33 protein-coding genes are annotated in these 24749 nt (G+C 58.8%); 6 read left to right on the top strand and 27 right to left on the bottom strand.

Annotation, left to right across the window (positions count from 1 at the left end):
- Positions 1-84: 84 nt before the first annotated feature.
- From Asbog_RS07750 to Asbog_RS07720, 7 genes are all read right to left on the bottom strand, one after another.
- Entirely contained in the window at positions 85-447 is a 363-nt protein-coding gene (locus Asbog_RS07750) for a hypothetical protein (protein WP_062164703.1), read from the bottom strand.
- Complete coding sequence (locus Asbog_RS07745) at positions 444-1103, bottom strand: phage baseplate assembly protein V (protein ID WP_062164702.1); 660 nt, start codon at positions 1101-1103, stop codon at positions 444-446. The genes Asbog_RS07750 and Asbog_RS07745 overlap by 4 nt, the downstream gene beginning before the upstream one ends.
- On the bottom strand, positions 1096-2268 hold the full coding sequence (locus Asbog_RS07740; protein ID WP_062164701.1) for a hypothetical protein: 1173 nt from the start codon (positions 2266-2268) through the stop codon (positions 1096-1098). The genes Asbog_RS07745 and Asbog_RS07740 overlap by 8 nt, the downstream gene beginning before the upstream one ends.
- Positions 2265-2471, bottom strand: a complete 207-nt coding sequence (locus Asbog_RS07735) for a hypothetical protein (RefSeq protein ID WP_062164700.1) — start codon at positions 2469-2471, stop codon at positions 2265-2267. Before Asbog_RS07735 ends, Asbog_RS07740 begins: the two co-directional genes overlap by 4 nt.
- An 11-nt stretch (positions 2472-2482) precedes the next feature.
- Positions 2483-3403, bottom strand: coding sequence for a hypothetical protein (locus Asbog_RS07730; protein WP_062164699.1), 921 nt, complete (start codon positions 3401-3403; stop codon positions 2483-2485).
- A gap of 42 nt (positions 3404-3445) precedes the next feature.
- Positions 3446-3802, bottom strand: a complete 357-nt coding sequence (locus Asbog_RS07725) for a hypothetical protein (RefSeq protein ID WP_062164698.1) — start codon at positions 3800-3802, stop codon at positions 3446-3448.
- A 124-nt stretch (positions 3803-3926) separates the two neighbouring features.
- Entirely contained in the window at positions 3927-4310 is a 384-nt protein-coding gene (locus Asbog_RS07720) for a hypothetical protein (protein ID WP_062164697.1), read from the bottom strand.
- Between the two features lie 181 nt (positions 4311-4491).
- On the opposite strand from Asbog_RS07720, the gene Asbog_RS07715 reads away from it, so the two are divergent.
- The 3 genes from Asbog_RS07715 (at position 4492) to Asbog_RS14755 (ending at position 5843) form a co-directional block, all read left to right on the top strand.
- Positions 4492-5232 (top strand): hypothetical protein, encoded by a 741-nt coding sequence (locus tag Asbog_RS07715; protein WP_062164696.1) that lies wholly within the window; start codon positions 4492-4494, stop codon positions 5230-5232.
- Positions 5229-5639 carry a PIN-like domain-containing protein gene (locus tag Asbog_RS07710; RefSeq protein ID WP_062164695.1) on the top strand — a complete coding sequence of 137 codons (411 nt, stop codon included), beginning with the start codon at positions 5229-5231 and terminating at the stop codon, positions 5637-5639. The genes Asbog_RS07715 and Asbog_RS07710 overlap by 4 nt, the downstream gene beginning before the upstream one ends.
- Before the next feature lie 72 nt (positions 5640-5711).
- On the top strand, positions 5712-5843 hold the full coding sequence (locus tag Asbog_RS14755) for a hypothetical protein (protein ID WP_261763192.1): 132 nt from the start codon (positions 5712-5714) through the stop codon (positions 5841-5843).
- Between the two features lie 421 nt (positions 5844-6264).
- On the opposite strand, the gene Asbog_RS14250 is transcribed toward Asbog_RS14755, so the two are convergent.
- A complete protein-coding gene (locus Asbog_RS14250) occupies positions 6265-7701 on the bottom strand; it encodes a Hint domain-containing protein (protein WP_171840679.1) in 1437 nt (478 codons plus the stop codon).
- Positions 7702-8237: 536 nt separating this feature from the next.
- Complete coding sequence (locus Asbog_RS07695; protein WP_062164692.1) at positions 8238-10451, bottom strand: hypothetical protein; 2214 nt, start codon at positions 10449-10451, stop codon at positions 8238-8240.
- 16 nt (positions 10452-10467) lie between these two features.
- On the opposite strand from Asbog_RS07695, the gene Asbog_RS07690 reads away from it, so the two are divergent.
- On the top strand, positions 10468-10806 hold the full coding sequence (locus Asbog_RS07690; protein WP_062164691.1) for a hypothetical protein: 339 nt from the start codon (positions 10468-10470) through the stop codon (positions 10804-10806).
- Here the strand turns inward: Asbog_RS07690 and Asbog_RS07685 are convergent.
- A complete protein-coding gene (locus tag Asbog_RS07685) occupies positions 10803-11210 on the bottom strand; it encodes a hypothetical protein (RefSeq protein WP_062164690.1) in 408 nt (135 codons plus the stop codon). The genes Asbog_RS07690 and Asbog_RS07685 overlap by 4 nt on opposite strands.
- Positions 11207-11986, bottom strand: a complete 780-nt coding sequence (locus tag Asbog_RS14245; RefSeq protein WP_197669035.1) for a Rha family transcriptional regulator — start codon at positions 11984-11986, stop codon at positions 11207-11209. The genes Asbog_RS07685 and Asbog_RS14245 overlap by 4 nt, the downstream gene beginning before the upstream one ends.
- A gap of 285 nt (positions 11987-12271) precedes the next feature.
- On the opposite strand from Asbog_RS14245, the gene Asbog_RS07675 reads away from it, so the two are divergent.
- A complete protein-coding gene (locus Asbog_RS07675) occupies positions 12272-12787 on the top strand; it encodes a hypothetical protein (protein ID WP_062164689.1) in 516 nt (171 codons plus the stop codon).
- Positions 12788-12965: 178 nt separating this feature from the next.
- Here Asbog_RS07675 and Asbog_RS07670 read toward each other — a convergent pair whose 3' ends face one another.
- Both Asbog_RS07670 and Asbog_RS07665 read right to left on the bottom strand, forming a co-directional pair.
- Positions 12966-13421, bottom strand: a complete 456-nt coding sequence (locus tag Asbog_RS07670) for a hypothetical protein (protein WP_146926629.1) — start codon at positions 13419-13421, stop codon at positions 12966-12968.
- A gap of 264 nt (positions 13422-13685) precedes the next feature.
- Entirely contained in the window at positions 13686-15029 is a 1344-nt protein-coding gene (locus Asbog_RS07665) for a hypothetical protein (protein WP_062164687.1), read from the bottom strand.
- Between the two features lie 73 nt (positions 15030-15102).
- Here Asbog_RS07665 and Asbog_RS07660 point away from each other — a divergent pair, with 73 nt between their 5' ends.
- Positions 15103-15282, top strand: coding sequence for a hypothetical protein (locus Asbog_RS07660; RefSeq protein ID WP_148640453.1), 180 nt, complete (start codon positions 15103-15105; stop codon positions 15280-15282).
- Between the two features lie 21 nt (positions 15283-15303).
- Here Asbog_RS07660 and Asbog_RS07655 read toward each other — a convergent pair whose 3' ends face one another.
- The 14 genes from Asbog_RS07655 to Asbog_RS07595 all read right to left on the bottom strand — a co-directional run bounded on the left by Asbog_RS07655 (position 15304) and on the right by Asbog_RS07595 (position 24743).
- On the bottom strand, positions 15304-15789 hold the full coding sequence (locus Asbog_RS07655; protein WP_062164685.1) for a phage virion morphogenesis protein: 486 nt from the start codon (positions 15787-15789) through the stop codon (positions 15304-15306).
- Positions 15782-15913, bottom strand: a complete 132-nt coding sequence (locus Asbog_RS14750; protein ID WP_261763194.1) for a hypothetical protein — start codon at positions 15911-15913, stop codon at positions 15782-15784. Before Asbog_RS14750 ends, Asbog_RS07655 begins: the two co-directional genes overlap by 8 nt.
- Before the next feature lie 8 nt (positions 15914-15921).
- Positions 15922-16260 (bottom strand): hypothetical protein, encoded by a 339-nt coding sequence (locus tag Asbog_RS07650; RefSeq protein ID WP_062164684.1) that lies wholly within the window; start codon positions 16258-16260, stop codon positions 15922-15924.
- A complete protein-coding gene (locus Asbog_RS07645) occupies positions 16257-16685 on the bottom strand; it encodes a hypothetical protein (protein ID WP_231944536.1) in 429 nt (142 codons plus the stop codon). The genes Asbog_RS07650 and Asbog_RS07645 overlap by 4 nt, the downstream gene beginning before the upstream one ends.
- Positions 16685-18211, bottom strand: coding sequence for a phage tail protein (locus tag Asbog_RS07640; RefSeq protein ID WP_062164682.1), 1527 nt, complete (start codon positions 18209-18211; stop codon positions 16685-16687). Before Asbog_RS07640 ends, Asbog_RS07645 begins: the two co-directional genes overlap by 1 nt.
- A gap of 3 nt (positions 18212-18214) precedes the next feature.
- Positions 18215-18490: a hypothetical protein gene (locus Asbog_RS07635; RefSeq protein ID WP_062164681.1), complete on the bottom strand. Its 276-nt coding sequence runs from the start codon at positions 18488-18490 to the stop codon at positions 18215-18217.
- A gap of 64 nt (positions 18491-18554) precedes the next feature.
- Entirely contained in the window at positions 18555-19445 is an 891-nt protein-coding gene (locus tag Asbog_RS07630; RefSeq protein ID WP_062164680.1) for a hypothetical protein, read from the bottom strand.
- A 1-nt stretch (position 19446) separates the two neighbouring features.
- Positions 19447-20148, bottom strand: coding sequence for a hypothetical protein (locus tag Asbog_RS07625; RefSeq protein WP_062164679.1), 702 nt, complete (start codon positions 20146-20148; stop codon positions 19447-19449).
- Positions 20149-20153: 5 nt separating this feature from the next.
- Positions 20154-20549, bottom strand: coding sequence for a hypothetical protein (locus Asbog_RS07620; protein WP_062164678.1), 396 nt, complete (start codon positions 20547-20549; stop codon positions 20154-20156).
- Between the two features lie 8 nt (positions 20550-20557).
- Positions 20558-20980 carry a hypothetical protein gene (locus Asbog_RS07615; RefSeq protein ID WP_062164677.1) on the bottom strand — a complete coding sequence of 141 codons (423 nt, stop codon included), beginning with the start codon at positions 20978-20980 and terminating at the stop codon, positions 20558-20560.
- Positions 20965-21192 (bottom strand): hypothetical protein, encoded by a 228-nt coding sequence (locus Asbog_RS07610; protein ID WP_231944535.1) that lies wholly within the window; start codon positions 21190-21192, stop codon positions 20965-20967. Before Asbog_RS07610 ends, Asbog_RS07615 begins: the two co-directional genes overlap by 16 nt.
- Positions 21192-22550 carry a hypothetical protein gene (locus tag Asbog_RS07605; protein WP_062164676.1) on the bottom strand — a complete coding sequence of 453 codons (1359 nt, stop codon included), beginning with the start codon at positions 22548-22550 and terminating at the stop codon, positions 21192-21194. The genes Asbog_RS07610 and Asbog_RS07605 overlap by 1 nt, the downstream gene beginning before the upstream one ends.
- 88 nt (positions 22551-22638) lie before the next feature.
- Entirely contained in the window at positions 22639-23217 is a 579-nt protein-coding gene (locus Asbog_RS07600; protein ID WP_062164675.1) for a phage scaffolding protein, read from the bottom strand.
- Between the two features lie 35 nt (positions 23218-23252).
- A complete protein-coding gene (locus Asbog_RS07595) occupies positions 23253-24743 on the bottom strand; it encodes a phage portal protein (protein WP_062164674.1) in 1491 nt (496 codons plus the stop codon).
- Positions 24744-24749 lie beyond the last annotated feature (6 nt).

Here is a 24749-nt window from a genome sequence, read left to right as displayed (position 1 = left end):
ACAAAAAAAGCGCCCCGAAGGACGCCTTTCGGCCAGCAACGGCCATGATTGCGGAAAATCTCATATCATGTGGCCATGTACAAGCTAATTCGTGACCTGTAGCGCCTGCACAGATTGCGTTTCCAGGTCCACATACTGGATGTTGCAGACATAGACACCGACGCTTGGATTATTGATCGTGACACTGATTGGCTGGGTCTGATCTACAGCCGCCTCCTGTGCCATCTGCTCCGCAACGAGCGCTTGTATCTCGCCGAGACTGGCTGGCGAGCCGATCTTCGACGGCAGGCTGGCGCCGTAATCCGGCTGCCAGATGTAATCGCCGGCATTGGTGCATAGCCGTCTTATAATGGCCTGCCTGGTCTGATCCGCACCGCTGACCGTGGCGAGACCACCGGCAGTATTGAGGTTCAGATCACCACCGCAGAAATGTGAGATAGCTGTCATGCAACTGGCGCCCCCGTATTGCCGCCGTTATTGCCGTTGGTATGGATATGAGACTTGCCGCTGATACCTGCAGCAAGCACGTCTCTATCCGATGTGACCGTGCCGCCAGTCACCGCAAGGCCAGACGGGCCAAGCGTCATCGATACGCTCCCAACTTGCCAGACCAGCCCCGCATTCGTCATCGTTGTAGTCGTTTGCCCTGCGCCAGAGAAAAGGCCGTGGGCCGTCATATGCCACCAGGGCGCGTTTTGAGTGGCGCCGCCTGCTGATTGAGAGCTTGTGCCTGTTTGCGTGGCAGAGGGCGGAGCGCCGCATCCGGCCATGATCAGCAATTCACCAGCCTGGGCGGGCTTGCTCGTCTGCGGAGAAACAGGAGGCGTGACCGCCGTATCGTACTGGAAGGCGTTGATCTGCATATGCTCGGCATCGCCCTCGATCGGGATAAGCAGGACATGCTCTCCGATATTCGGCAGGCGGGCGATCCGGATATCACCGGCAGCCAAGGCGGCAACTGGCAGCCAACCACTCTCGATCCCCTCTGGCTGCACGAGCGCCTTGGCTGCGTGGTTCACCGGGTCGATCGAGGTGATGATGCCATGCACGGTCTTGGCAATCATGCCGCTCGCAGCAGCAGCGATCTGTCTTGCGTCATGCATCGCTGTCTGCCTCGTCCTGTGTCACATCACGGTTCCGCAGCGTCACATCCTGCTCAAAGCCGCCCTCCCAAGAGAACGTGCTTGAAACAGCGTCAACCGTGTAGCTCTGGCCATCCCATGTCGAGTTGGTTCCGGTCAGGGTGAAGAAATCACGGGGCTGAAGCGAAATGCGCCCAGGGATCGTCATATGGACCTCGCGCCCGTGAGCCACGATCTCATCGTATTTCTGCTTGGCGGTGCTCTGCACGTCCTGCATTGAGCGGCCTGGCACCTTGAAGGAGTGCAGCGTGCCAGCGTTCGCAGCTTTCTTCGGCGATCCGCCCTCGGCTGACCAGTAATACTCGAACTTGGCCCGCTGCCGGCTGTCCCACGACATGACATGCACGACCACGCCTTTGGCGATCTGGTAGTCACGCTTGAAGCTCAGGGACATGGCATTCGAGACGATCGCCTGGTTTGGCCCGGAATCCTGATATCTCAGCGTGTGCGTCGTCGCCGATCCATCATTGCTGGTTGGGTACGGCTTGCAGATGATCGTCTTGCCCGACGCATACAGGTCGCACCCCGCCGAGTTGGCGATATACCGGGCGAGATCGAACGCCGTCTGAAAGCGGCCATGCGCGCTATGTGACAGGCGCTTGTGTTCGATCTGCCAGTATTGACCGGTCATGCTGGCGGGAAAGGACACCTGAGGCGTGAGCCCGGCAGCCGAGATCAGCGTCGTCATGAGATCGGCGCCGGTCTTGTTCAGCCACGCATCCTGAACGCGCAGGTCGAGCAGTTTCGCAAGATAGTCCCGGCACTCGACAACGAGGGCGGTCCCGGTCGGGGTCCACTCGACGTGATCCATGAGGCCTTGGAAAACCGTCACCCATTGCGCGCCTGTCGTGGCCTCGTCCCGCATCTGAATTTGCACATCGGTATCTGCTGTTGCTCCACCCGAGGTCAGTGCCTGATCGAACCAGTAATTGCCGGTAATCTTCGCAAGCGCCGCACGATCAACCGCCAGGTTGATTTCTGCCGTATCGGCACGACTGTAGCGCGTTCGCGAGAGTGCGAACCGCTCAAGACGCGTCTCCGGGACGGCGCGGCCATTGACCAGAATTTGCGCCCTGAGCTTGCGGGCCATCTTGCGCCCGGCAGAAACGGTGATCGTCTCGCTCATGAGGTAAGTCCCGGCACGCCGCTGTTCTGCGTCGGGTCGATGTTGGGGATCTGCAGAGAGACGGGAGAGGGGAGCCATGTAAGGTCGGGATCAGTCATCCCGTTCAGTTGGGCGATGCGCCACCATTGCGTGGCATCATTCAGCCGGCTGGCCGCAACATGGTAGAGCGACACATCTGCCGCCGTGACCTGAATTGTCTGCATGGTGCGCCCGATCAGCCATGAACGGCGGGAGAGGGAATGGCCGCATTTGTCGCGGTTGCGGCGTTGATCGCGGCCCTGTTGACGGCACTGCCTGCATCAATAGCTGTGCTGGCCAGCTGGGCATTCTGCGAAAGAGCCGTGAGCGAGGCAGAATTGTTGAGGGTGATCCCCTCGAGGTTCTGTCCGGTCTGCATGACCAGATCCATCAGGCCGCTTCCAGCAGATTGCAGCCCCCCGATAACGGATGAAGCAGCACTCGGCAGGGCTGACAGGTTCGTTCCGGCCGTGGCCGCGCCCTGTACGATCTGCAGCTTGTCAGATACCTGAGCCAGCACGCCACCAGCGCCAATCAGATTGGCGATAGGGGCAACCTGCCCGACAACTGTCTGAACCTGCCCGACGAAATTTGAGACGCTCTGGGAGATCGTGCTGACCGTGCTGGTGATGGAGGACAAGGCACTGGTTGCATCGTCGCCAATAAGGCCCGAGAGTGCCGAGGTCGATACGGCGGCTGAGTTGGCTGATTCACCGGGAAGCTCGAGCACAAGGAAATAGCGGCAAATCGCGCCCTTTGCCTCGTAGGTGTAACGATAGGCCTGCACATAAACCTGAATGGACATGCCGGCGGCCTGGAGCCTCACTGGCTGCCCTGCACGCCGTATCTTCGCCAGGGACTCTGCGCGCGTCTGGGCAGAAGGGCCGAGGAAAACACCTTCCATCTCGATCCGGTTGGGGTCATTGCCGCCCAGATCGATCACCCGGTCGCCGCCAGGTAGGCGGTGGATGGTGATTTGCTGCTGGCCGCCGAACGTGACGCCGCTTGGCACTTCCATGCCAGTGAGAGTTACCGAACCAATGCTTACCGGCGCAGTCGCTCCAAGGCGCGACAAGGAACCGAGCATCGTCTCGATGTTCAGGAGCGTGTTCGCCATGATGCGTCCAATAAAAAAGCCGCTCGAAAGCGGCCTGGAAGATTACTGCACCAACTGCCAACGCCTGCCGACAGGCGGCGCGGATGAATTGCGCGGAATATAAGGATAACCGGCCGTATTCAGCGTTGGGGTCTCGACCATCCGCTGCAGTTCCGGGTCAGACCGCAGATCGAGAGGCTGATACCGCGCACCGAGACCGCCCATACTGCCGCCATCAGGACCGGCAACCTGAATGCATGCGCTTGCCGCCATGTCGAAGGGCAAAGTACCATTCGTTGAACTGCCATGGGCCATTTGCTGGCGCACGCACTGGGCGTCGGTCGTACCCGGAAGGCGACCCAGGCCAGCGCAACCGGAGAGAAGCGTCGCAAGCGCCAGAGCGGGGAGGTATCTCAGCATTGAACCAGCCTGTCATTCAGAGAGGCCCGATTGTTCGGGCAGCCTGCATTTGGCGATGGGCGCAGGTCTTTCACGAACCACACATCCCTATCCCATATGGCCATGCAGTACAAGGAAATCAGGATCAGAACGCGCTCTCGCCTGCCTCGACAGCCATGAGGTGCTTGTCCCAGCTTTCCTCTGAGGAAGGTCGAAAGCCGCCTGGCGCCACACCGTAACGGCCATCCAGGTATGCTTTGATCTGCTCGTGTGTAGGGATGACCATAGGCCAATGCTGCGAGGCGGCAACGTTGGTCGCATAGCCATCCTGCCATACATCGAGCATCCGCTGCCCGCTCGCTGTCATCGGGCCTGAGGCACATTTCGCTGCGACCTCTGCAAAGGGCGTTGAACCGAGAAGCCGGTTTACGCATCGCGCGTCGGTCTCGCCGGGGCTCTTGTTGTGGAAATAGCAGCCGCTGAGGAGGGGGAACGTCGCCAGGAGCAGCAGAGCGCGGGAGGATTTCATGGGGGAGATTCTGACGCTGGGGCAGGGGCTATGTCAACGATATTGCCGGCCCCCAGGGCGACCCATGGGGGCGTCAGTCTGGCATCAGACCAGATCGCAGTAGGAAGTTTGGTCAAGCGGGGCAAGGAGAAGCGATCATGCAGATCGTAATGTTTGTTGAGATGACATTTGTGAAAACGCCATGCATAGTGATTTTTTATCAGGAACCGGAGTGGCATCAGTGAACGCGAGCGCGCAAACCCTAGTCGGCATAGGGCTGTATACCCCTGCCGAAGCTGGGCGTTTGATAGGTGTTCGCCCGTCGAAGATCCGTAGGTGGCTTCAGGGACACGAGGCTAATGGCAAGCACTACGAGCCATTATGGGCGTCAGAGATCGACCTCGACGACGGCAAGACGTATCTGAGTTTTCGCGATATGTTGGAAGCTCGGGTCGCGTCTAGCTTTATCGCTAACGGCTTAAGTGCGAAAAAACTCAGAAAAGCGATAGAGATAGCTCAGCAAGTTGTTGGCGAGCGGCCCTTGGCGACCAAGTGGCTGAAAACTGATGGACGTTCGGTATTCCTGCAGCTTGCTAGAGATGAAGAAGATGAGGGCGAGCCAGAGTGCTTGGATCTCTTCAAAAATCAATATGCGTTCTCAAGAATAGTCAACGGCAGCCTGAAAGATATCAAGTTTGACGGGTTATATCCTGCAGCTTGGTGGCCCCAAGGTGAGAAAGCAGGAATCCTCATTGATCCTGCACGGTCTTTCGGCAAACCTATTGACCAAGAGACATCCGTTCCTACCGAGCATTTAGTGTCGGCAGTTAAGTCAGAGGGTTCTGCCGAGCTTGTCGCTAAACTCTGGGACGTTCCGGTGCGTGCAGTGCGCCGCGCCATCGCATTCGAGCGTTGGCTGTCTGAGCCCGCTATTGCTGCGTGAAGGTCTTCTTCGACAATTGTACTTCGCCGGTGCTTGCCGAAACGCTGAACGGGTTTCTAATCCACCGCGGTCACGCAGCGATGCATATCCGTGACCTGCCCTGCGGTAGACACGCCTCCGATCTGGAATGGATGTCTTTCCTTCAACGGGAGAAGGAGGCATGGATAGTTATGACCGGCGATGGACGCATTCAAAAAAACCGCGCTGAGAGAGTAGCATTTAGGCAGGCAAGGTTGCGCGGGTTTGTCCTGGCGTCGAGTTATCAAAAGACTCAGGTGCATCAAATCGCATCCAATCTGATATGGCGTTGGCCGGAGATCGAGGATTTCATCAGCAAAACGGCGGGTGGGTCGCTCTTCAAATTGCCAATGGGGAAAAACGGGAAATTTGAGCAGCTGCCACTCTAGGTATGCCGCTTTCGAGGAATGCAACTCTGCTGCCCCGCCTGCCTTGAGTCATCTCACCTCTGGAAAACGACGATGACAAACAAGCCGAACCTAGCCAAGCCGGGGAGCGACGAGCCGTTTGAGCCGTATCCCGACACGAGCCCGCAGCAGGATGACGCGCCTGAACATCCCGATCATCCCGAGGATGGAGGAAAGCCCGCATGACCTCGAAACCGACACCGACATACGATCCCAGCCATCCGGCACCTGAGCCCAAGCCGGGCGAGAACGCACCGCTTCCCGACGCCCCCGAGAACCCGACGAACTGAGACAGAACGCAAAACGCCCCCGCGGATGACACGGGGGCGAATGTCTACCACAGACGCCTCACGATAGCGTGAGGAATGGGAAAGGGCAACGGTCAGGCGAAGCCCGTCGCGTCCGTACGCTTAGTCCCGTCGTCATACGCCTGACAGGGCGCGCTCATGGCTACCATGGTAGTTACCGATATGCTGCTCGCTTCGAGCAGATTCCAAGGAGAAGGGAACGGCGTCTCTAAAGCTGCGAGGCTACCGCCGGTAAAGGTCGGCCACCATCTTCTCAGCCATCTGCCTGGCCGCTACCGTCATTTACTAGCTATGAGACCTTAACCTTGTGAACCGTATCCACTCAGACATTCCCGACGACTCATATATTCAATAGATAGAACGAAAGGATGTATTGCGATGTCTTGAGGTATGCGTAGCTCAGCGCAACCTCTCGTCCATCGCATATTGGATACGTCACATATATTCCAGCCTTTGAGCGCCTTATCCGCTATATCCAACTCCCGACAACAACCGACTTCTGCGCCGTAAATAATAACTTTTTGTACAAGGATACCTAGCTCACGGCGATCATCGACAAATGGCCCGAGTTGATCACATGGGCGAGCAGAAGACGATTTTATCATGATCTTCGAGGAACGCCCCCCAATTTGGAAGGTGAGACGGTTCTGGGACGCACGGACGGGACGAACTTCGTCACCGCAGTCTGTTATGATGGTGACATCTTCAGACTCACTATCTATCGAAGAAGCGATGATATCAGGTGCGTGCTCTCCCCCACACCGCCCGATGATGCGTTTGAAAACGCCTTCGACGAAATGTCGAGACGTATCTAGAGGGCGAGCTCGCTTGTTGCCCTCGGCAACTGCGAGTTGGTCCATGCTCACAGCCGTTTTTGATTTGTCGAATCTCCAATTGCCTAAGCCCTCCACGCAGAGCGTCTCGGAGAGTGCCCCGTTGACCTCGATAATGGCATGATCGCCTGTCATAAAATGGTAGATACTGTATTCCGTCATATCAGTATCGTATCGGATTGAGTGACCGTTCACGAGCATGCGAGCTGGAATGAGCCTATCGTCAATGCACAGACAATGCTCTGCCGTGATGCGCAGAGGCTCGAGAGGGACCTGGTCGTCAAGTGCGCCCGGTTCGATGATAATCGGATATTTTGCGAGATCCAGAGGTTTTCCGATACATGCTCTCACGGTAGATGTTCCGCACCAAACGATACGCGCTATAATTTTCTGACTGTCCCTGAATATATATACTTCGTCACCGATATTAAGTTGTTCTACGGGGATAAGTCCTTTCGGCGAGGATACTTTCGAGCCAGCAAGATAACATGGCGTGTAACGATCTGGCGCAGTTCCAGAATCATCCTGATAGAGATCAGCCGTGACGCCATTTACTGTCACGGTAAAACGATTATCGACACCACTTGATTCTCCAGCTCCAGGATAAGAAATCTTCACCTTGCTCCAATCTACCTTCTGATCCCCGAGGAAAATGATATGATACGCACCGCTGGTGGATCCGAGAATTAAAAATCCCCAACTTGGGTTACCCCATGTATAGTCGTAATCCCAAACAATAGAACCACCGTTATTTGGGTCATTAAAACTTATCTTCCAGCCATCTATCGTCGCAGTAACGTCATCATGAATATCACTATTGTCGAAACTCCCCGTCTCACCACTGGTGGTAAAATATACGCCTGAAAAAGTGTATTCGCCTGGGGCAAAAATTTGGCTGGGCATACAGAGGCTCCTTTTGAAAGATGGCTGCGCAATAAACCTCTGAAATCTGTCATTTTTTTGACACAATATAGCACCTGGCAAGTTAGTTTGCATTATGGTAAATAGAATGCATATTACAAGAAACCACAATGGAATAAGACCACGCAGAAGTATAAAAAACAATATATGATACGCTTTATTTGTAGAAATTAATAACTATTGAATACAGCAACATATACCTGTAATAAATTACATTATTAACGCTCGTATACAAACTTGATGCGGATGAGCGGGTTTGATTCAATGCTGTTATCCGGAGGTTGCATTGGACGATACGATTGGGGCGACGGAAGCGGAGTGAGCGTTGACCGGCACGCTTGCAAGCTGACGAACCGCATCGAGCGCACGCTCAACAGGCTCGAGAACTGGCGGAGGGGTGTCACCGGTCACGACAAAATTGTACAGTCCAATGTCGCGTTGTCTCCATCGGCGCAGCACTTCTCTAGATTAGCTTTGTCCACGTGCATGAGTACAGCGTTAGTCGGCCGTAGGTCAGGTTAATACCCCACACTCATCCCCGGCACCTGTGCACTCGCCAGCCCGTCGAACGCGCCCGACTGAGCCCGGTTGGAGCGCCGGGCGTCGTCCAGGTTGATCTGCAGGATCGCTCGGCCGAGTTCGCGTTTGTCTAGGGTGAGGGGCACTGTGAGGTGGAGCGTCTGGCTCTGGGTGCGCTGTTCCGTTCCATATCCCGAGGGCGATGCGCCGCTCGATGTCCGATCGCTACGGCGCGTTGACCCGGCGTTCTCAGGGAAGACCCGCGCCGCATTCAGTCGGTCGATGATTGGAACATTCTCGTTTGAGACTTGGCGTGGGCCGGGCTTTGTTGGTGTGTAGCCGCTGTAGCCTGTGAGCGACGATAGATCGCTCTGAGCAGTTTGCGCCTTAGGGTCGATCACCCAATGGCCATGCTCCCAAATCGGCTTACGGTTGAGATAGTGGCGCATGAAAGTGCGAGGATTCAGATCTGACCAGTTCAGCGGTGCATCACCGTAGATGGGCGTCTGCATTTCTGGATGCGCTTTCAGTTGCGCAGCGTGGTCGGCTTTGATCTGATCCTGTCGGTTCCACAGATTGACAGCCAAGATGATACCGCCGATCGCAGCCGCGAGAGCCGTCAGGCCCGTTGCCGCGACAATCAGAGATCCACCCTCGGCAATGAGGCCGATCTTGCTCAGTCCAGAACTGAGTAGCCCTAACGATCTCACACCCAGGCTTGCTACACCGCCGATCGTGCGGATACCTCCGGCCATGGTTCCAAATGCGACACCGGCAATAGCGGCCGTACCTCCCAACGCCAACAAAACGCCGAGGCCCGCTCCTACACGCAGCATCCATTGCGCTGTCTCAGGGTGCGATGCCGCAGCCTTTGTAAGACTATCAAGCCCGTGGCTGATCCCCTGCATGATGCTCGCAGCATCTTTGGCGGCTGGGAGGCCGAGCGTTTCCATGAGAGACGCCCACGAGTGCCGCATATTCTCAAGCTGTTGGGTGTAGTTCTGCTGTGCGAGATCGTAGGCGCTAAGCCCTGAAGCCTGCTGCCTCAGGGTCGCATCACGTTCGACGCTTGTGATCTGCTGGACCATCAGTGCTGAGAACCTTCGCGCCGTCTCTGTTGGCAGCGCCTGTAGAATTTCCCTTCTCACAAAAGCATCGTAAGTCTCAGTATTGCCTGGGCGCGTGGCAACATTAGTGTCGTAGTCGTGGCGTAGGCTAGGAGCGAGAACGTCCCTTATCCACGGGAAAAATCCGCGGTTCGGGTCATTCAGCTCGTCTGCGCCCTTGACTCCATCACGCCGGACAGTGACGACCCCTCCACGGCCTACGTGGTAGCCATGCGCTTTGAGGTCGGCCCGCTGTTCCGGGGTCAGATGACCCATTTTTTTAATTGAGCCACCGCTCAAGATACCGAGCCGTTCCAACTCCCGCGCATCGTGATCAGGCATGATGCCGCCGTAGAAAGCACGCGACATCGCACTCACGGCAGTTCCTGCAAGATGCCCGCGCATCTCCAGTGCGGGCGTCATCATCATGTTCCAGAAAGCATCAGGCGTCATGCCACGGGCCGTGACCGCACTCATCTGTATGACATTCAGGAGATCTTGCGGTCTGAGATTCCCACCAGACGCCTGGAGGGTACGAAGCGCAGCATCAAGATAATTGGTCAGCCGCTCTTTATCGAAATTTCCATTGGCATCGTAACGCGCCCCGCCTTGCATTTCGACCGTTCGAAAGATCTGTTGCGCGCCACCCTTGCCATAAAGACTTTCCACGCGGAGAAAGTCGGGGAAAGCCGCGTTGATCTCCCTATAATCGTCACCGCTCTTTCCAGCTCCGACGATGCTGCGAAGTTCGATGATCTTTTGTAAACGCTCGGTGATGTCCGGGCCACGCACCTGGCTCATCGAATTATAGGCGACCGCCGTTTCCTGCGCGATCTGCTTTTGGGTCATACCCGCCTGAAGCATGGCGGTCTGGGCGCGCTGAAGCTTGGCGCCTGCTTCGGCCATTGAGTTGACGCCGCGCAGAATTGCCGAGCCACCAAGAACTCCCACCAGCCCAACTGCGGCAAGCTTTGCGCGGTTCAGCCCGCGCTCCAGATCCTTCGCCGCCATGTTGAGGCCAAGCACTTTTGATGCCAGCGTCTGCAGTGCTTGCGTGGCATTGTCGGTCATGCCGATCGCAACACCGATGCGATAGACGTCAGCCATATGCTATACTCCGGGCATGCGCCCATCTCGTGACGAAACAGACGACGAATTCGATGATGGTGGAACGCCTATGTGGCGTCAGATGCAGGCAGATATGGTCGCTGAGATGCCGCAACTGCGGGAGCGCAAACCTGAAAAGGCCTCGGCGCGAAAACCTACCGGCCAAGTGAGGCGTGTTGTTACCACCGCGCCCAAACAAGCAACTCATGGGCGCTGGATGGCGCCGCACGATGTTTCTTCAGCGGCGCTCCTGCTGATCGTGTGCGGACCAGTAGTGATTTATTTCATGGTCGTGTTTGCAGTATTCGCTTACTGGCTGCTCGACGACGCGATCACTGCCTGGTTGGGATTTTAGGCGAGGGCAGGGCGCATTCGCTGCACCGGGGCCAACGCCTCTCGCCCGAGTAGCGCCGCCTCCTTATGAACAGCCACTGAGGCAACTACAAAGCCTCGGCAGCACATCGCGAACGCTTCCATCTCGATTTCCTGTGGCCTCGCGGTCGGCTTCAGCGCCCGTGTCCTCGGGTCGATGTCGCGTTCGGGCCAAAGCAAGCGGAGCCGACCGCCGCAGTTCTGCACCTGATAGACCTGATCCGCGCCGCCAGCCGAGACAACATAGAGCCCTTCCTCTACAAAGCCCGCCACGTCCTGCCAGATGACATAGTCGCCCCGGCGCAGCGTCGGGAACAGCCCCATATGATCGATCCGCTTGACGTGGTTGTTCGACCCCGCGACGCCGGCCAGTGTCAGCGCGCTCATGACGCTGCATCCTTCGGGCGGGAGAAAGGGCGCAGATGCTTCGCGATCCGGTTGGACCATTTCAGGGTTGCTTGTGATCCCTTGCCGCCTTTGCGCGTCGTGTCGAACATACGTCCGAAGGGTGCGCCCTTCTCCGTGGCTTGATAATCCGAGCCCGATGACGATGCCTGGACCTTGACCTGATAGCCCTCGGCGATAAGCAGCTTGTTCACAGCCACGGCACTGAGGCCGATTTCTTTCCCGATCTCGGTTGCCGTCAGGTAGGCGTCATTGTTCGGGGCTGCGATGGATGTGACGCCCATGATTTCGAGCGGGTTAACGCCAGTCATGTTGAAAGTGCCACGCGCTGCGTGGAGGCACTGCTGGTTCTCGTCAAAGCCGGGGAGGGTGCGGGCGATCCTGAGAAGGCGCGTGTAGGTCGTGTCGAAGGCCGGTTTGCGCGGGCGTTTGGGTGCTGCTGTTACAGCAACACCTTTTTCCAGATCTAACCATCGGTCGATAATTTTGGCGCGAAGCTCCGGGCTATATCCAGAGACGGCGACCATCGTGTTCCGGTAGTCTAGCAAAAACTCCGTGTATGTTTGTCCGTTCTGCGGGTGCGTGTATGGGGTCTCGTTTCCAGAAATGACCCTCCTTTTCACGAGTGCCCGGACAGTCTTGAGAACATTGTCGTGCGAACTGCCTGTCAGCTCGGCAATTTCGCGGCTCGACATGGTTTTGCTGCCGCCTGAAAGCTGACTGGAAATTACAGGCGTGCTTATGATATCCACGGTCATAACCATTGTTTCCTTATTCGGTGGTTGAGGCGACGGGATTTGCTGCCAGGCGTGTTCCCGTCGCCTTTTCTCTTTCCATTTCCTGCCGAAGCAGAAAGATTATGTGCGCTCCCCGACTTCGTTGTGCTTTCGGCGCTGAACTGTCGAGCCATGCTCGCACATCGTCAGGCATGGGAATTTTGAAGTGAAGTTGCTGTCTCATCGTCTCCCCGATTTTGCCTATGGTCACAATAAGGCCATATCGTGCCCATAGGCGTCAAGGACTATAATGGGCCATAAATAGCCATGACCGATAACGCCACCGATTCACTGTTTAAACTAAGGCTGACAGGGCAGCTGCGCCAGAGACTCGAGGCGGAGGCTGCAAAGCGCGGATTAACGTTAACCGGCGAGATTTTGCGACGGATAGACGAAACGTTCTCTGATGTATCTGACCGTCTTACGGAACTCGAAAAGGCGGAGAGCGCACGTAATACGCTTTTTGAAAGGATGAACGATCGGCTTTGGCATATTGAGCGCGGGCTGGAGTCAGCTCTGCGACAGGGTGAGTTGAGGGTTTTCCGATATCGCGAAAGCGGAAGCGATGTAATCCTGACTAGGACTGACATAGTTGGTCGGATGCTCGTCGTCGTGAAAGACGGCCAGATCATCGCGGGAGAATACTTACGTCTGGAGGACATTCAGGGGCAAAAAGTGGCTCTGCAGCATTCGTTTCCATACGCCCATGACGTTATAATTGTACATTCGGATGGGAGTGGGAATTTCTATGAACTGCCTTGGGCGACGCGGGAGCACCGATAACGCTTTTGCCTTTTTAAGTCAGGCGTGGAGCGGGTCGAATTTAATCAACTGTGCTTTCTACGCGGGTACCTCAACCCGAGCGTCTGCCAAGTTGCTGCGAAGACTCCTACACTTTCAACTAGCCTTACCGAGGCACATACTCGCATTACGGCGGTGTAGATCAATGGATAAGCGAGGACTAAAATGGTGAGCCCTCTGGTCCGGCGGCCTTACCGAGGTTGCCGAAACCATGGCTCGTTACGCAGGCACGGAAACTGTTGAACGCTTTTGTGCTGCCAGCCAATGAGAGCTTGCGTAACGTCTTCTTTCCGTAAGAAAGGGTGATGCTCTTCTCCTTGCTAAGGGCGTCAAGCATACCTCCCATATCCGCCGCAGTAACGTCCGTCGCTAACACTTGATCGTTTTCAGCCGTCATCTGGAATGATTGGCTGAAGTCACCAGCGATAACAGTCATTTCACCTGTATCACCTACAGTCATAGACCAGCTTCCGTTTGCACTACGAAGCTCGATATAGTCTTTATCGGCCCGCAATAAGAAGCCGCGGTCGCGTGATCCTGCGACACACACATCTACAGTCAAACCATCAGAAGCAGTATGCTCGGCAGCTGTCCAATTACCTTGTGACGCAGTCACACGGAACTCTTGCGCCTCCGCATGACCGCATAGCGTTGACACGAAGATAGCGGCGCCCCCAAGAAGTAACCTGCCAAACATGTTTTCGCTTCTCCGTCAGGTAGAGTGGACCATTTATCCGTAAATGAAAAAATAAGCGATGCATCCTCACTAAGACGCCGTAAAAAACCTACTCCCCACCCCTCGACCGGCACGTCACAACAAAGGGCGAGTTCAGACCCACTGGTGAAAAGCTGCCGGGATGGAAGAAATAAACTTTGGTCGTCACCGGTGACGAACACTGCCGTTCGACAAAATCCAATCAGGCGAAAGTTTTAGAAGCCATCCGTCTCCAGTATAGTCGTCGCCCTGAACGGTTGAGGGACCAGCGACGGATGCCGATTTCCAGTCGTTCGAAATCAACACACCTTGCCGGACTGTAAGGGTGCCCCAATCGTCGCGAATGATTGCGGTGGGGTAGACTGTGCCCGACGGCGGCAAGGCAAAGACAGTCTGCGGGTTGAACTCGATCTTCATGTGAATCAACGGCACTCGCAACACGGGGCCGTCGACCAGAGCCGACTGCCACACTGCGGCCTGGCGGCCATGAGCGTCCGCCTTCGCAGTCTCCTGGCGCTGAATGTCCGCATAGCCGTAATGATCACGGATCGACATCACCTGCGGCAAAGCGACGTTGCCAATGGCACGATGCAACATCTCACCAAGATCGCTTCCCGGCCGCACCTTTTCCCGCCAAGCAGGAGAGAGGCGGTCCAGCAACAGGCCGTAGGCTGGGCCAGAGGCATAGGCGAAACTCCGCACATAACCGTCGCGCTGATCGTATGTTGAGAGGGTGTCAATCGTTGATGGTACCGCCTTGCTGCCGGCGCCGAGACGCTTGCCGGTATATTCGGCGATGCCCTCCAGTATCTCCAACGCATTCTCCCGTTCGGCCGCGTCCTTTGTCAGACCGCGACGGAGCTTTCGGAAAGCGAGCGCGTCACAGATCGCGGAACGCTGTGCGTCGCCACTAGTCCGTAGCGCCAACGCCAGTGCCCGCCATTCGAGGCGAAGGAGCATGCGCCCATCATACGTGTCGAGATGATCCGGTAGGGCTGCCTTCGGCGGAGGGAGGCGTGCGGGCTGGATGCGGTGGTACGATTCATGCATCAATAACGTGTCACGCGCGACCATGTCCGACGGCAGCGGCAGCAAGACCATTATCCAACGAATTCCGGCCCAGTCGATCGAGGTGTTGGCGATGCTGACGTCCGGGGGGAGCGTCCCGGTGAACAGGGAGCCCTTTGCCCGCAAATCATGCTCAGTCGTATTCCTGTTCGCATAGAGAGTTCGCGTCTTAGGATCGACGAGCATGATCGGTCCGCAAATGCTCAGCCCCCATAGCCGGCCGGCATCGTGCTGACATAAGTCATGCTGTTCGGTGATGGCCTCGCTTGCCACCTTCATGCTGCTACCTGACATGGACTGCGCCGATGCAGAAGCGGCGATACACCCAGCCACTCCGGCGATCGTACACCATAGCTGCCGATGATTTTTAAAACGCACTTGCCCGCATTTCCTTCCTTGGTTGGAGGTCTCTAGGGCGTAGATGTATTGTGCCTGTGCCACCTCAGTATCCTAAGTCATTTTCGAGACACTATCGCAATAAAATCTCAATTTACGGTAAGATATGGAAGATAGCGTGGCGCGGATCGTCGTGGTGGAAGCTGACGACAGTGTTCGTGACGCGATCGATAACCTGCTCAACGACGCGATCCGGTTTGCCGGAGGTGCCTTACTGTCGCTGGAGGATGGGGTTGACGAGGTGTGCATCCACGGCGACGATCGCGGTCCCGGCATACCGGCCCGCTTTCACGCCTAGCGTGCGTTACAGACCAATCTCTCACCGCTCCCCATCCAGCGGCAAAGCCCCATTCGCCACCCCGTCACCAGTGAGGCTGGCAACAAAGCGCCGTCCAAGGGTCTCGACCACCTCGTCGGTCTTTCTGATGAGAGCCCCGGCCAGAACCGTGCGGGGCGACTGCTTTTCAGTTCCAAGCTCGAAATAGGCAAGGTTCTGATCATCGGAGCCAATATGGGCCTCGGAGCCCTCAACCCGGTGGTTGATACTGTCGCCCATCGTGCCAGAGCGCAGGCCAGGGTCGTTCTCGGTGAAGCCCTGTCGAACACGATCATCCTTGGTCGCATCCGCCAGTTCCGCCCATGGCACGAACGGCCCGGCCTGTTCCTGGTAATGCCCAATCTCAGCCTTGGCCTCGTGCTCGACAATGCGTGCGGCTTCTTCGAGAGCGCTTCGCTTGCGATGCTCTACCGCAAGAGCGGCCTCACCTAGAAAGGCGGCAAAGGCCTCGGGGGTGAAATCACGCATCGTCGCGCCTCTCAAACTGCATCTGGTCCCAATCGAAGCGATTGCCCTCCATTTCAGAGAAGGCAATCGCGTGGGCCATGACCTCGGCGTCAGTCAGTTCTTCAGTTGCCGTGAGGTAAGGCACCCCATTCTTTACGAGCCAGAGGCGGTCTCGGAAGCCTGGGGCGCCGAAGAGTTTTTTGCCTCTTCAACAGCCTTTTCCTGACGGGCCTGCATCCACTCGATCGCAGCCGAAGCCGCCTCTGCATCCACGCTGTCCCAGAGGCCGTCGATGTCGTTGAGCGATGAGATGCGCGGCGGCAGGGGAACGCCATCAATCGACACAACGCTCGCCCGGGCAATCGTGGCTGTGGTCCAGAGATTGGCGCCGAATGCTTCGCCACTGAGGCGTGCCAGGCGGGACATGGCGCTCCCGACAACTTCACGCACTTCGATTTCACGCCCCTTGGCGTCTTTGATGGTATCAGTCACGAGATTTTCGTCCTTGTGCTGGCATTGAATTCGAGGCGCTGGGAGGTCTTGTTTTCAGACTGCCAGCGACCGGCATCCGAGAGTCTGACCGTGCAACCCGCGTACTCCCATGTCGTCGTGGAGCCATCCTTTTCGTTGATGTACTGATAGATGGTTCCTTGACCGATCGTGCCAGCGTTCCAGAACGCGGCCTCTTTCGCAGCGATAAGGCTGTCCAGATCGGCAGAACTACGGTCCACGTCGAACTGACCGCGCCAGCCGTTCTCGATATCCGTGAAGATGGGAGGCGAGTTGAGCGGCGTGCTGTTGACCTGATGGGTCTGCTGCTGGCTCTGGAAGCCAGTGACGATCGGCATATTGATCCTGGTGCCGTTCCAGAGCAGGACGACTTGGCAATCCCGCCCGACATTGAACATGTTGGCCATCAGACGCTCCCGCTAGCCGAGGCGATCTGCACCGAGGCGCCGCCCTGAAGGTTGAGAATGAATTTCTCGTTGATCCCCTGATACTGCACGGCGATATCGGCCTGAACGTAGCCGAGTGCGGTGCGGGTGACGGGGTTGTTCGTGCGATCACAGATCACGGTGTAGGGCAGGGCGCCATTGACCGTCGCCAGCTGACCCTGACCCAACATACCGGACAAGAGCCCGAGAATGGTCGCGCGGATCTCGGCGAACAGCGTGTCATTGACGACAGCGCCCACATAAACGCCCATGCCGCCTGCCAGCGTCGTGGCCAGGTAGTTGGTCATGCGCGTGTAGCTGTCGGACTGCACGGTGGCTGTCAGGCTGGTGTTGTGACCCGATCGGCACGCCCAATAGGCGCCACCTGGCGCGGGGTTGGCAATCACGTCCAGACCGGCACCGATCAGGGCAGAGAGCTCTGCTGTCGAGTAGGTCGTCGTACCGCCCGCACTAGTCTGCCCTGCCTTCTGGCTCCCGGCGATGCCTGCAAGCTGCTTGTTCAGGCTGGCATTCTGCGGACCCAGATTGGCGATCACGCCAGCCGCAAAAGCCTGCGGAGGCGCAAGCATCAGCCCGTTCGTGTCATCGTTCCACCACAGCCAGTCGCCGTGCATGACCTTGAGCGCGTAGGAGGCGCCACCCGAAGCTGCCATAGCGGAGACCGCAGCAGAAACGCTCATGCCGGCCGACATGCTGCCGACCATGTAAACGCCCTCGACGAGGCCGAATGCCGCCTGCGTCGAGAAGGTGCTCGCATCGGTCAGGCCATGCAGCATGCCCAGGGCGCAGCCCTGACCGCGCAGGGCATACATGCCTGTTCCGGCACCCGACACGGAGCCATCCGAGCCAATGAAGGCGGTTGTGCCTGGGGCGCTGCCATTGGTGCCACCAGTCAGGGCGACCGTCGCCGGGTAGGTAGGTTCCGTACCGGGTGAGGCAACCACCGTAAGGATGCCCAGCTTGCTCGCAGCATTCACCGCACTGACAATCGCCTGCATCGAGGCCAGAACGCTGCTCTGGATAGCGACCGAATAGACTTCGGCGGTCTGCGCAAATGGCGCGCTGAGCGTGATCTGATACTGCGTGGCGGTTTTCTGCACCGTCATCGACAGGGCGTTGCCCGATGTGCCGGTGTATCGCGCCGTGAGGTTCAGCAAGCCCGTCAGTGTGCCTGTGGCCGCCGTGTCAGTCCCATCGGTCACGCGCACGCAGCGGAAGTCAGAGGCACCCTGTAGCGAGGCGATATTGACCGCCAGCCCCATATCGGTCGCGGCTGCCTGCTTGGGGCCGAAGGCGACGAGATAGTCGCCCATGCCGCCAATGATGACGGGCGTGTTGACCGGGCCCCACGAGGCCGTGCCGACAATGCCCACGCGCCCCGATGTCACGCCATTGAGCAGCGTTTGCGGCTGCACGATCGAGACATAGAGATCCGGCACAGTAAGTGCGGTCGTGTTCAACTGACCGCTTTGATAGATCCTCGACATGAATCAGCCTCCAAGGGATGCGGCACTGACCCGCGTGCAGTGATTGACCTGACCGGTCGCCTCGATCTCGGCGATCGTCGCAGCGTCGGTGATCGGCGCAAAAGCCGGGCAGTTCTTGCCGAGTACGGTCAGGGGCTCGCGGGGGATGTAGGCGTAGTCAGGCGCCGGGCTGACAGTCGCGGGCTTGGTGGTTGTCGCGCCCGATACGGTCGGATTGGCCGCCGGCTCGGCAGACGCAGCCCCGCTGCCCCCGCTCGATAGCGTGGTTGTGCCGCTCATGAATTATCCTCGAAGGGTGAGTTTGAAAGAGGCGAGGGGCGTCAGTGCCGTCCCTCAGGAGGCATCATTGCAGGCTGTCAGGGATGACAGACCCGAATGTCTGGATCACAGGGCCATCAGGCGTCTGGACATGCACCACACCGGCGCTAAAGAGCATCTGCGCTGCGGCCTGGATCTGTGTGGTGTCGTAAATCACATTGAAGCGCATATCGCGCCGATAGAGGCTTTGGGCCTGCATCGTGTCGATATCAGCAGACCCGGCGAATTTGAGTTGGCATTGCGCGCCGTCCGAGGCTGCAAACCATGTCACGCCAGACAACGCCCCATCGAGGGCCGAGCCGAGCGCATCGCGTCCTTCAGGCGCGCCCGACCAAAGCGTGACCAGAAAGAGCTGCTGCTGACGCCGGGTGATGCGCGTTGCCGTGCCGGTTCCGCCCGTGGCCGGGGTCAGCCCGATTGCGTTCGTAATGGTGAGGGTCGGCCCCTGCACCGTTGCGCCGGGGAAGAAAGCGGCCAGAGCGGCCGCAATCGTTGCGGGCGTGTCTGAGGACCGCACAGCATGAACAGCGGCCAGGCGGTCGGGGAATGGCGCGTTCGCATCGGCGCGAACCTGAAGCCCGACATTGCCGCCCGGCACCGATCCGGAGGCGAGCGAGACCGTTGCCGTGTTGCCTGCGATGCTCAGCGATACAGTGGGGGCCGTGATCGGGCCTGTTTCCCAAGGCCAGCCCAGCGGCTCGGGAATGGTGCGATATGCGCCCTGCACCGGCATGACGAGCACATAGTCTGTCCCGCCCTGAGGGCCGCATATGCCGGACATGACGGACTCGGTCAGCCACCCACGCTGGATGATCGTTCGGCGTCCAGAGACTGAGGCGGCGTTCGTGCCGTTCGGGTAGAGCAGGCTCGAACAAAGCTGCGCCAGCCCGTTTGCTACGCTCGAAATATCGGACATGTCAGACCTGCTGTGTGACCATCAGGCATTCATGCCCGTATTGCGAGGAAGCAACGCCGGTGATTGTGTAGGCCTGCCCCGCCTGGGTCGCGACCGTCATATAGGCGGTCGGGGAAAAGCCGGGCATGACCGGTAGCCGCATGAGAAGCGCTGCAGCTGGAAGCGCGCCGGGCGTTCCCGTCTGAGGCACATAGCCACGTCCGGGCTCACCAATCCAGGCAGGCCAGCCGGTGGCTAACCTCACATCCCCCTCCGTCGCCCCGCCATATCCCGGCTGATACCCAACGAGCGGGCAGGAGATGCCCCCTGAAGACGGCCCTGACCCTGCGCCCGGCGCACCAGACAAAGTGACCGTTGCATTGCTCAGAATGGCCTGCGCTGGCCGGAAGGGCTCGAACCGTGTGATGAAGAACGTGCCCTCGTTGGGCAGCACAAACACATCGCCCGGCGCGACATCGGTCGTATCGAAAAGGCCATATGCGACCGGCTTGCCCCACTGGACGGGACGCCGGAACGCAAATTCCGGGTCATCGTTGAATGTTGCCATCACGAGCGCATAAGGTTCGGGCTCGCAGGGCATCGTCAGACAGGATGGCCGGTATTGATGTGCCACTGACCCAAGGCGCTTTGCGGCCTGTCCATATCCGCGCGCTACATGGCGCTGAATAGCGGTCTGGCATACGCCCTGGTTGATGGGTGGCATGGCGCTTACTCTCCAGGCTTGTCAGGCGGCGGTAGTTCGGGCGGCAGTTGTTCCGGCTCTGCCTCGGATGCAGTAGCAGCAACCGGTGCGGGCCAAGCGTCGTGATAGGCCGCCATCTCTGGGCCGAGGGCCGCCTCGCGTCCGCCAGACGCCGACACGTTGCCGTTGCGATCGACAAGATGGCCGATCATGGCCCCAGCGCCCGTCACCTTGAGAGCGCAACGCCCAATAAGCGGCACCTGACCTGCTACGGCCACGGGTGCATCTCCGAACGGCGCAGCCTGGTCGTCATAGGTATGAGCAACGGCGCGCACCGTGCCATCCTCGACCAGTGCCCAGGCGATACGGGGCAGGGCGAAGCCATTGGCGTTCGTGATGATGGGATCGTCTTTGTAGTCCATGCTCGACCTCAAACGATGATGCGCCCCGCCTGCCCGTAAACGCCGGGGCCAACAGGGGCACCGAAGAACGCGCAAAGCTGCTGACGCCAATAGTTGTAAAGGGCCACCCGGTCGGCGACCTCGGACCGGTTGTGCCTCCAGACCGCCGCCTGATCGGTATCGAGATTATCGGAAGCACCGTAGATCGCCTGTTCGAGGCTGGTGCAGTTCGTCAGGTAGGAACGGACCTGCGCCAGTTCGGCGGGTGACATGTTCTGGAAGCGCCACTCGTTGAACCCGTAGGCGGCGAAGAAGCGCCACGACTGCTCGCCCGAACTGATGCCGCCAAGAGCCGGATAGCCCATGAAGCGGCGGCACATGACCAGTTCATCACTCGTGAGCGGAGCAGTCGCAAAAGCCGGCGCTGAAATGGGGGTCAGTGATCCTGACATTCCACAATCTCCCAGGACGCGCCACGCTCGATCAGGAGCGCAACCGTGGCGGGATTGGTGACAACCTCGCCAGCAGGCCAGTGAAAGACGCCCTTGTTATGGACGCTCTCGATAAAGCCGTGCGGCGCGGTCAGGCGAATGACCTGAGGCTGAGGAAGCGCCGTTTCCGACGCCTCCTCATGCTGTGACAGATTGCGCGGACGCCGTGCCATCAGTCTGAAACGATCTGGTCAGTTCCGAGGCTCTCAATCACGATACCGCGCTTGAGGTAGCTGTTGGTGGCAGTCGGAATAATGTCCGGCGTTGCGGTCGTATCGGTCGGCAAAGCGAAGCCGCCGATCCAGTACCACGACTGCGCGATGATCTGCTTCAGTCGATCAAGAGGCTCGCGCGTCACCATTGCGACGCTATCGATCATCTCGATCAGCCCCTCTTCCATGCCCGGAATGTCGGAATGACCCGTGTTCTGGTAATCGCCCTCGACCAGCGCGCCCTTTCCGACAATCAATGCACGGTGGATCGGGCCTGCGCCAAGAGATGCCTGCTGCGGCGCTTCGGTTGTATCGATGAATCGAGTACCCAGCAGTTCGATGATCTGACCGTCACGGTAGGAATCAGAGTTGTAGGCGCCGCGATACAGCTCCTTGAAGTCTGGATCACGGAACAGCGCCTGCCTTTGGATTGGGTCCAGATAGCAGTTATACAGACCATCGATGGTCGGCACATTGTTCGAACGCAGCGTAGCAACGGCTGCGTTGACATCCTGAATGCCGAGCGTGTCGCCAGACTTGAATGCTGCGGAAGTGGCGCGCCCGTTCGTGCGCAGCACCAGCGGCGCAGTTGCGGCGCGAACCGCCTGACCTGCGGTGCCATCAGATACAGCGACATTCGCTGAGAACACGAGGGAGCCCGAAATACCGTTCGGCGCAGTCGAGACAGAGGGTGCATCAAGCAGAACACCGACCAGGGTATAGACGCCAGATCCGACCGTGACCGTCATACCATTGGTCGCACTGACCGGCACGACCTGGCCATTCAGCAGGACATTCTGGAAGCCGCGGATATCGTCGACCTTCACTGTGCTGCCAGCAGCCCCAAGCGTGGTGGTCACACGCGTGTTACCGCCGAGATAGCCGCCGACACCGTTTTGCCCGCCGCCAAACAGCGTGTTCCGAGCGAGACGATCAAGCGACTGCATCGCCTGGATGCCATTGGTATGGGCGTTCGCGAGGAACTGATTGGCGATACCGACGCCAGACGTAACCATGTTCAGGTCGGTCGTATCGCCATACTGGTTGATCGTCAGCGTGTATTGCTCGACGCTCCAGCCGCTCTGCGTAAGGCCGTTGTCGAAATTGGTGTTGGCGGCCGGGTTCAGCGGCGTGGTTACCGGTGTCTTGAGGCTCTTGCGTGTCTTGGTCAGCGTTTCACCGATCTGAACCGGGAAGAGCTCGCGATCTGCGACCGCACGGAAACCGAGTTTGGACTGTAGTCCGTTCTGGAATTCACGAGCGAGAAAGCCTTGCTGAATGGCCGCCGCCAGGTTGGCGGGGAAGTTTTCGATACCCATTGGGGCGTGTCCCTGTGTCTGTTGAATTGGTTGGGCGTGCCATCAGGCACAGTCACGCCCAGCATCAGCCAGGCGGGGAAAGGGATTGTCAGCGTGCGAGGAACTGGCGCTTCTGCGCCTCGTAATCCTGCGTCGCCATTGTGCGGGCGTTGACCGGCTCGGGCTTGCCCGGCTGGGGCGCAGGAGCGGTGCGGGTCGTACCTTGCTCGGCGCCGGTCTTGGGCGGCTCGCCGAACAGATAGGCCTTGCTCTCCTTGGCGGCTTCAAGGGCGTCGGACAGCCCTTCAAACGTGCCGTCCTCGCCGCGCTTGACGGCAGAGAGATCGAGCAGGCGCACCACATCAGACGGGTCATGAGCACCCAGTCGGGTCGCGATTGCCTCGGCCTTCGCGTGCATCAGGGCCTTGTCGCCTGCCGAGCGCAGTTCGGTCATGGCCGTTTCGTTTTCGGCGCGGAGAGCGTCATTTGCAGCGGTGGCTTCGGCCAACTTGGCGTCATGCTCCGCCCGCTGCTTCTCCATCTGGCCCTTGAAACCGTCACGCTCCTTGCGGGCGCGATCGGCGTCTTCCTGCACGCCTTTGAGTTCGGCACGCAGTGTCTTGAGGTCGGCGCGCGCGCGTTCGAGCTCCCGAACGGTGTTCGGGTCGATTTCGGTTGGTTCGGACATCAGTCTCTCTTTTCGGGGTGCGGCATCAGCCGCGATTACGCCTCGACCTGATGCGAGAGCGTCTTGCCAACGAGGGCATCCTTGCGAACCGCGTCGGCGGGCTTGGCCACGCGCTCACCATTCGCAATCTCGGCTTTGATCGCCGTCCATTCCTCGGAGGCGTCAGCGACACCAATCCGGGCGGCGTAGATCATGCATGCGGTCTGGTTCGCGATCAGGCCGCCATCCACTGCCGTCACGAGCCCTTGGGCCAGCGCCAGCAATTCGGGCTCGGTCGGGTCGAACCACGGCGGCCAGTGCAGACAGAGGCCAGTCGGGTCGAGATCCTTGTGCCGCTCGCCGTCGATCAGCACGCCGTCAGCCAGAGCAGCGGAGAACTGACAGACCATGCGGAGCAGGCATAGCAATCCGCTCTCGCCATAGGACTGCCTGAGCCGATCCGTGAGCCAGATGAGCGGCAGGCACATCATCTCCATGGCCCGGCCGGACTGCGCTGCGGAAATCTTGTCTGAATGGGCGCGGTTGCCGTGCAGTTGCTCGAGCACCAAGGCCCGCAACTCCCGGTAGTGGGTCAGGACCGCATCAGCCGCCGCACCGTTGATCTCGAGCAGCTTGGCATCGCCGTCAGGGGGCAGGGTTAGAGCTGAGGCCGCACCACCTTGCCGGGCTGGGGCGCCGGACTCTTCCCGACCAGCCTTGAGCACCAGCGTTGGGTCTGAGGCGTAGCGCAAGCCGCGACCACCCTGCGACAGGAGATAGTCAGCTTCGATGACGGTATCGATCGCCTTCTCGAACGTGCAAGCCCCGTCAGCCTCGCCCGGTGCACCACCAAGGTTCCGGATCCAGACGATGGGCACAAAGCCAAGGCCGTGCTTGCTCGACCGCTCTGCGTCAATGTTGGCTGATTTGTCCGAACTGACGGGTTGCGGCTGCATGACCTCGCATTCTTGCGCCGTCCATGTTCGTTGCCACCAATACAGCGCCCCGGCCATATCGTCAGGGATCGAGTAGCCCGATGCGACCAAATCAGCACCTTTGACAATGAACCGCTCTTGCACCGAAAGAAGGCGACCAAGCGCGTCCCAACGTGGCGTGAGATAGGCCGTGTCGAGCAATGTGGGCGCAAGCTGGCTGTCGATTGCCTCGACCAGGATCGCGACAGAACCGACCGAACCCCGCGTCGCTGCCTCGACCATTAGGGTCCGAAGCCCTGCGCACCGGGCAAAGGCATTAAGCGCATCGCTCGTGTTCTGGTCCGTTGCCCGAAAGCTCGGCCAATGCGTGTCACCAAACAAGAGCGACACGCTGTCATCAACCACCGTTCGGCACAGATTGGTGCGGACGGACGGGCGGCGGCGGGAGAGGGGAATATACTCACCGGCTCCGGAATACTCTTCCGAGAAATCGTGCGGCAGAACGTCGTACATCGTTCCGTCGAGCACACGGCGGAGATTGAGCAGACGAGCACTCCGCGCGGCCAGACCTTGAGGCGCGACGTATCGCTCGGTGAGATGCCGCCAGTCCATGCGAGA

It is taken from the genome of Asaia bogorensis NBRC 16594, assembly GCF_001547995.1.
Lineage (GTDB): Bacteria > Pseudomonadota > Alphaproteobacteria > Acetobacterales > Acetobacteraceae > Asaia > Asaia bogorensis.
Note: the sequence above shows the minus strand (reverse complement) of the source record. Positions and strands in the feature narration are given on the sequence as shown.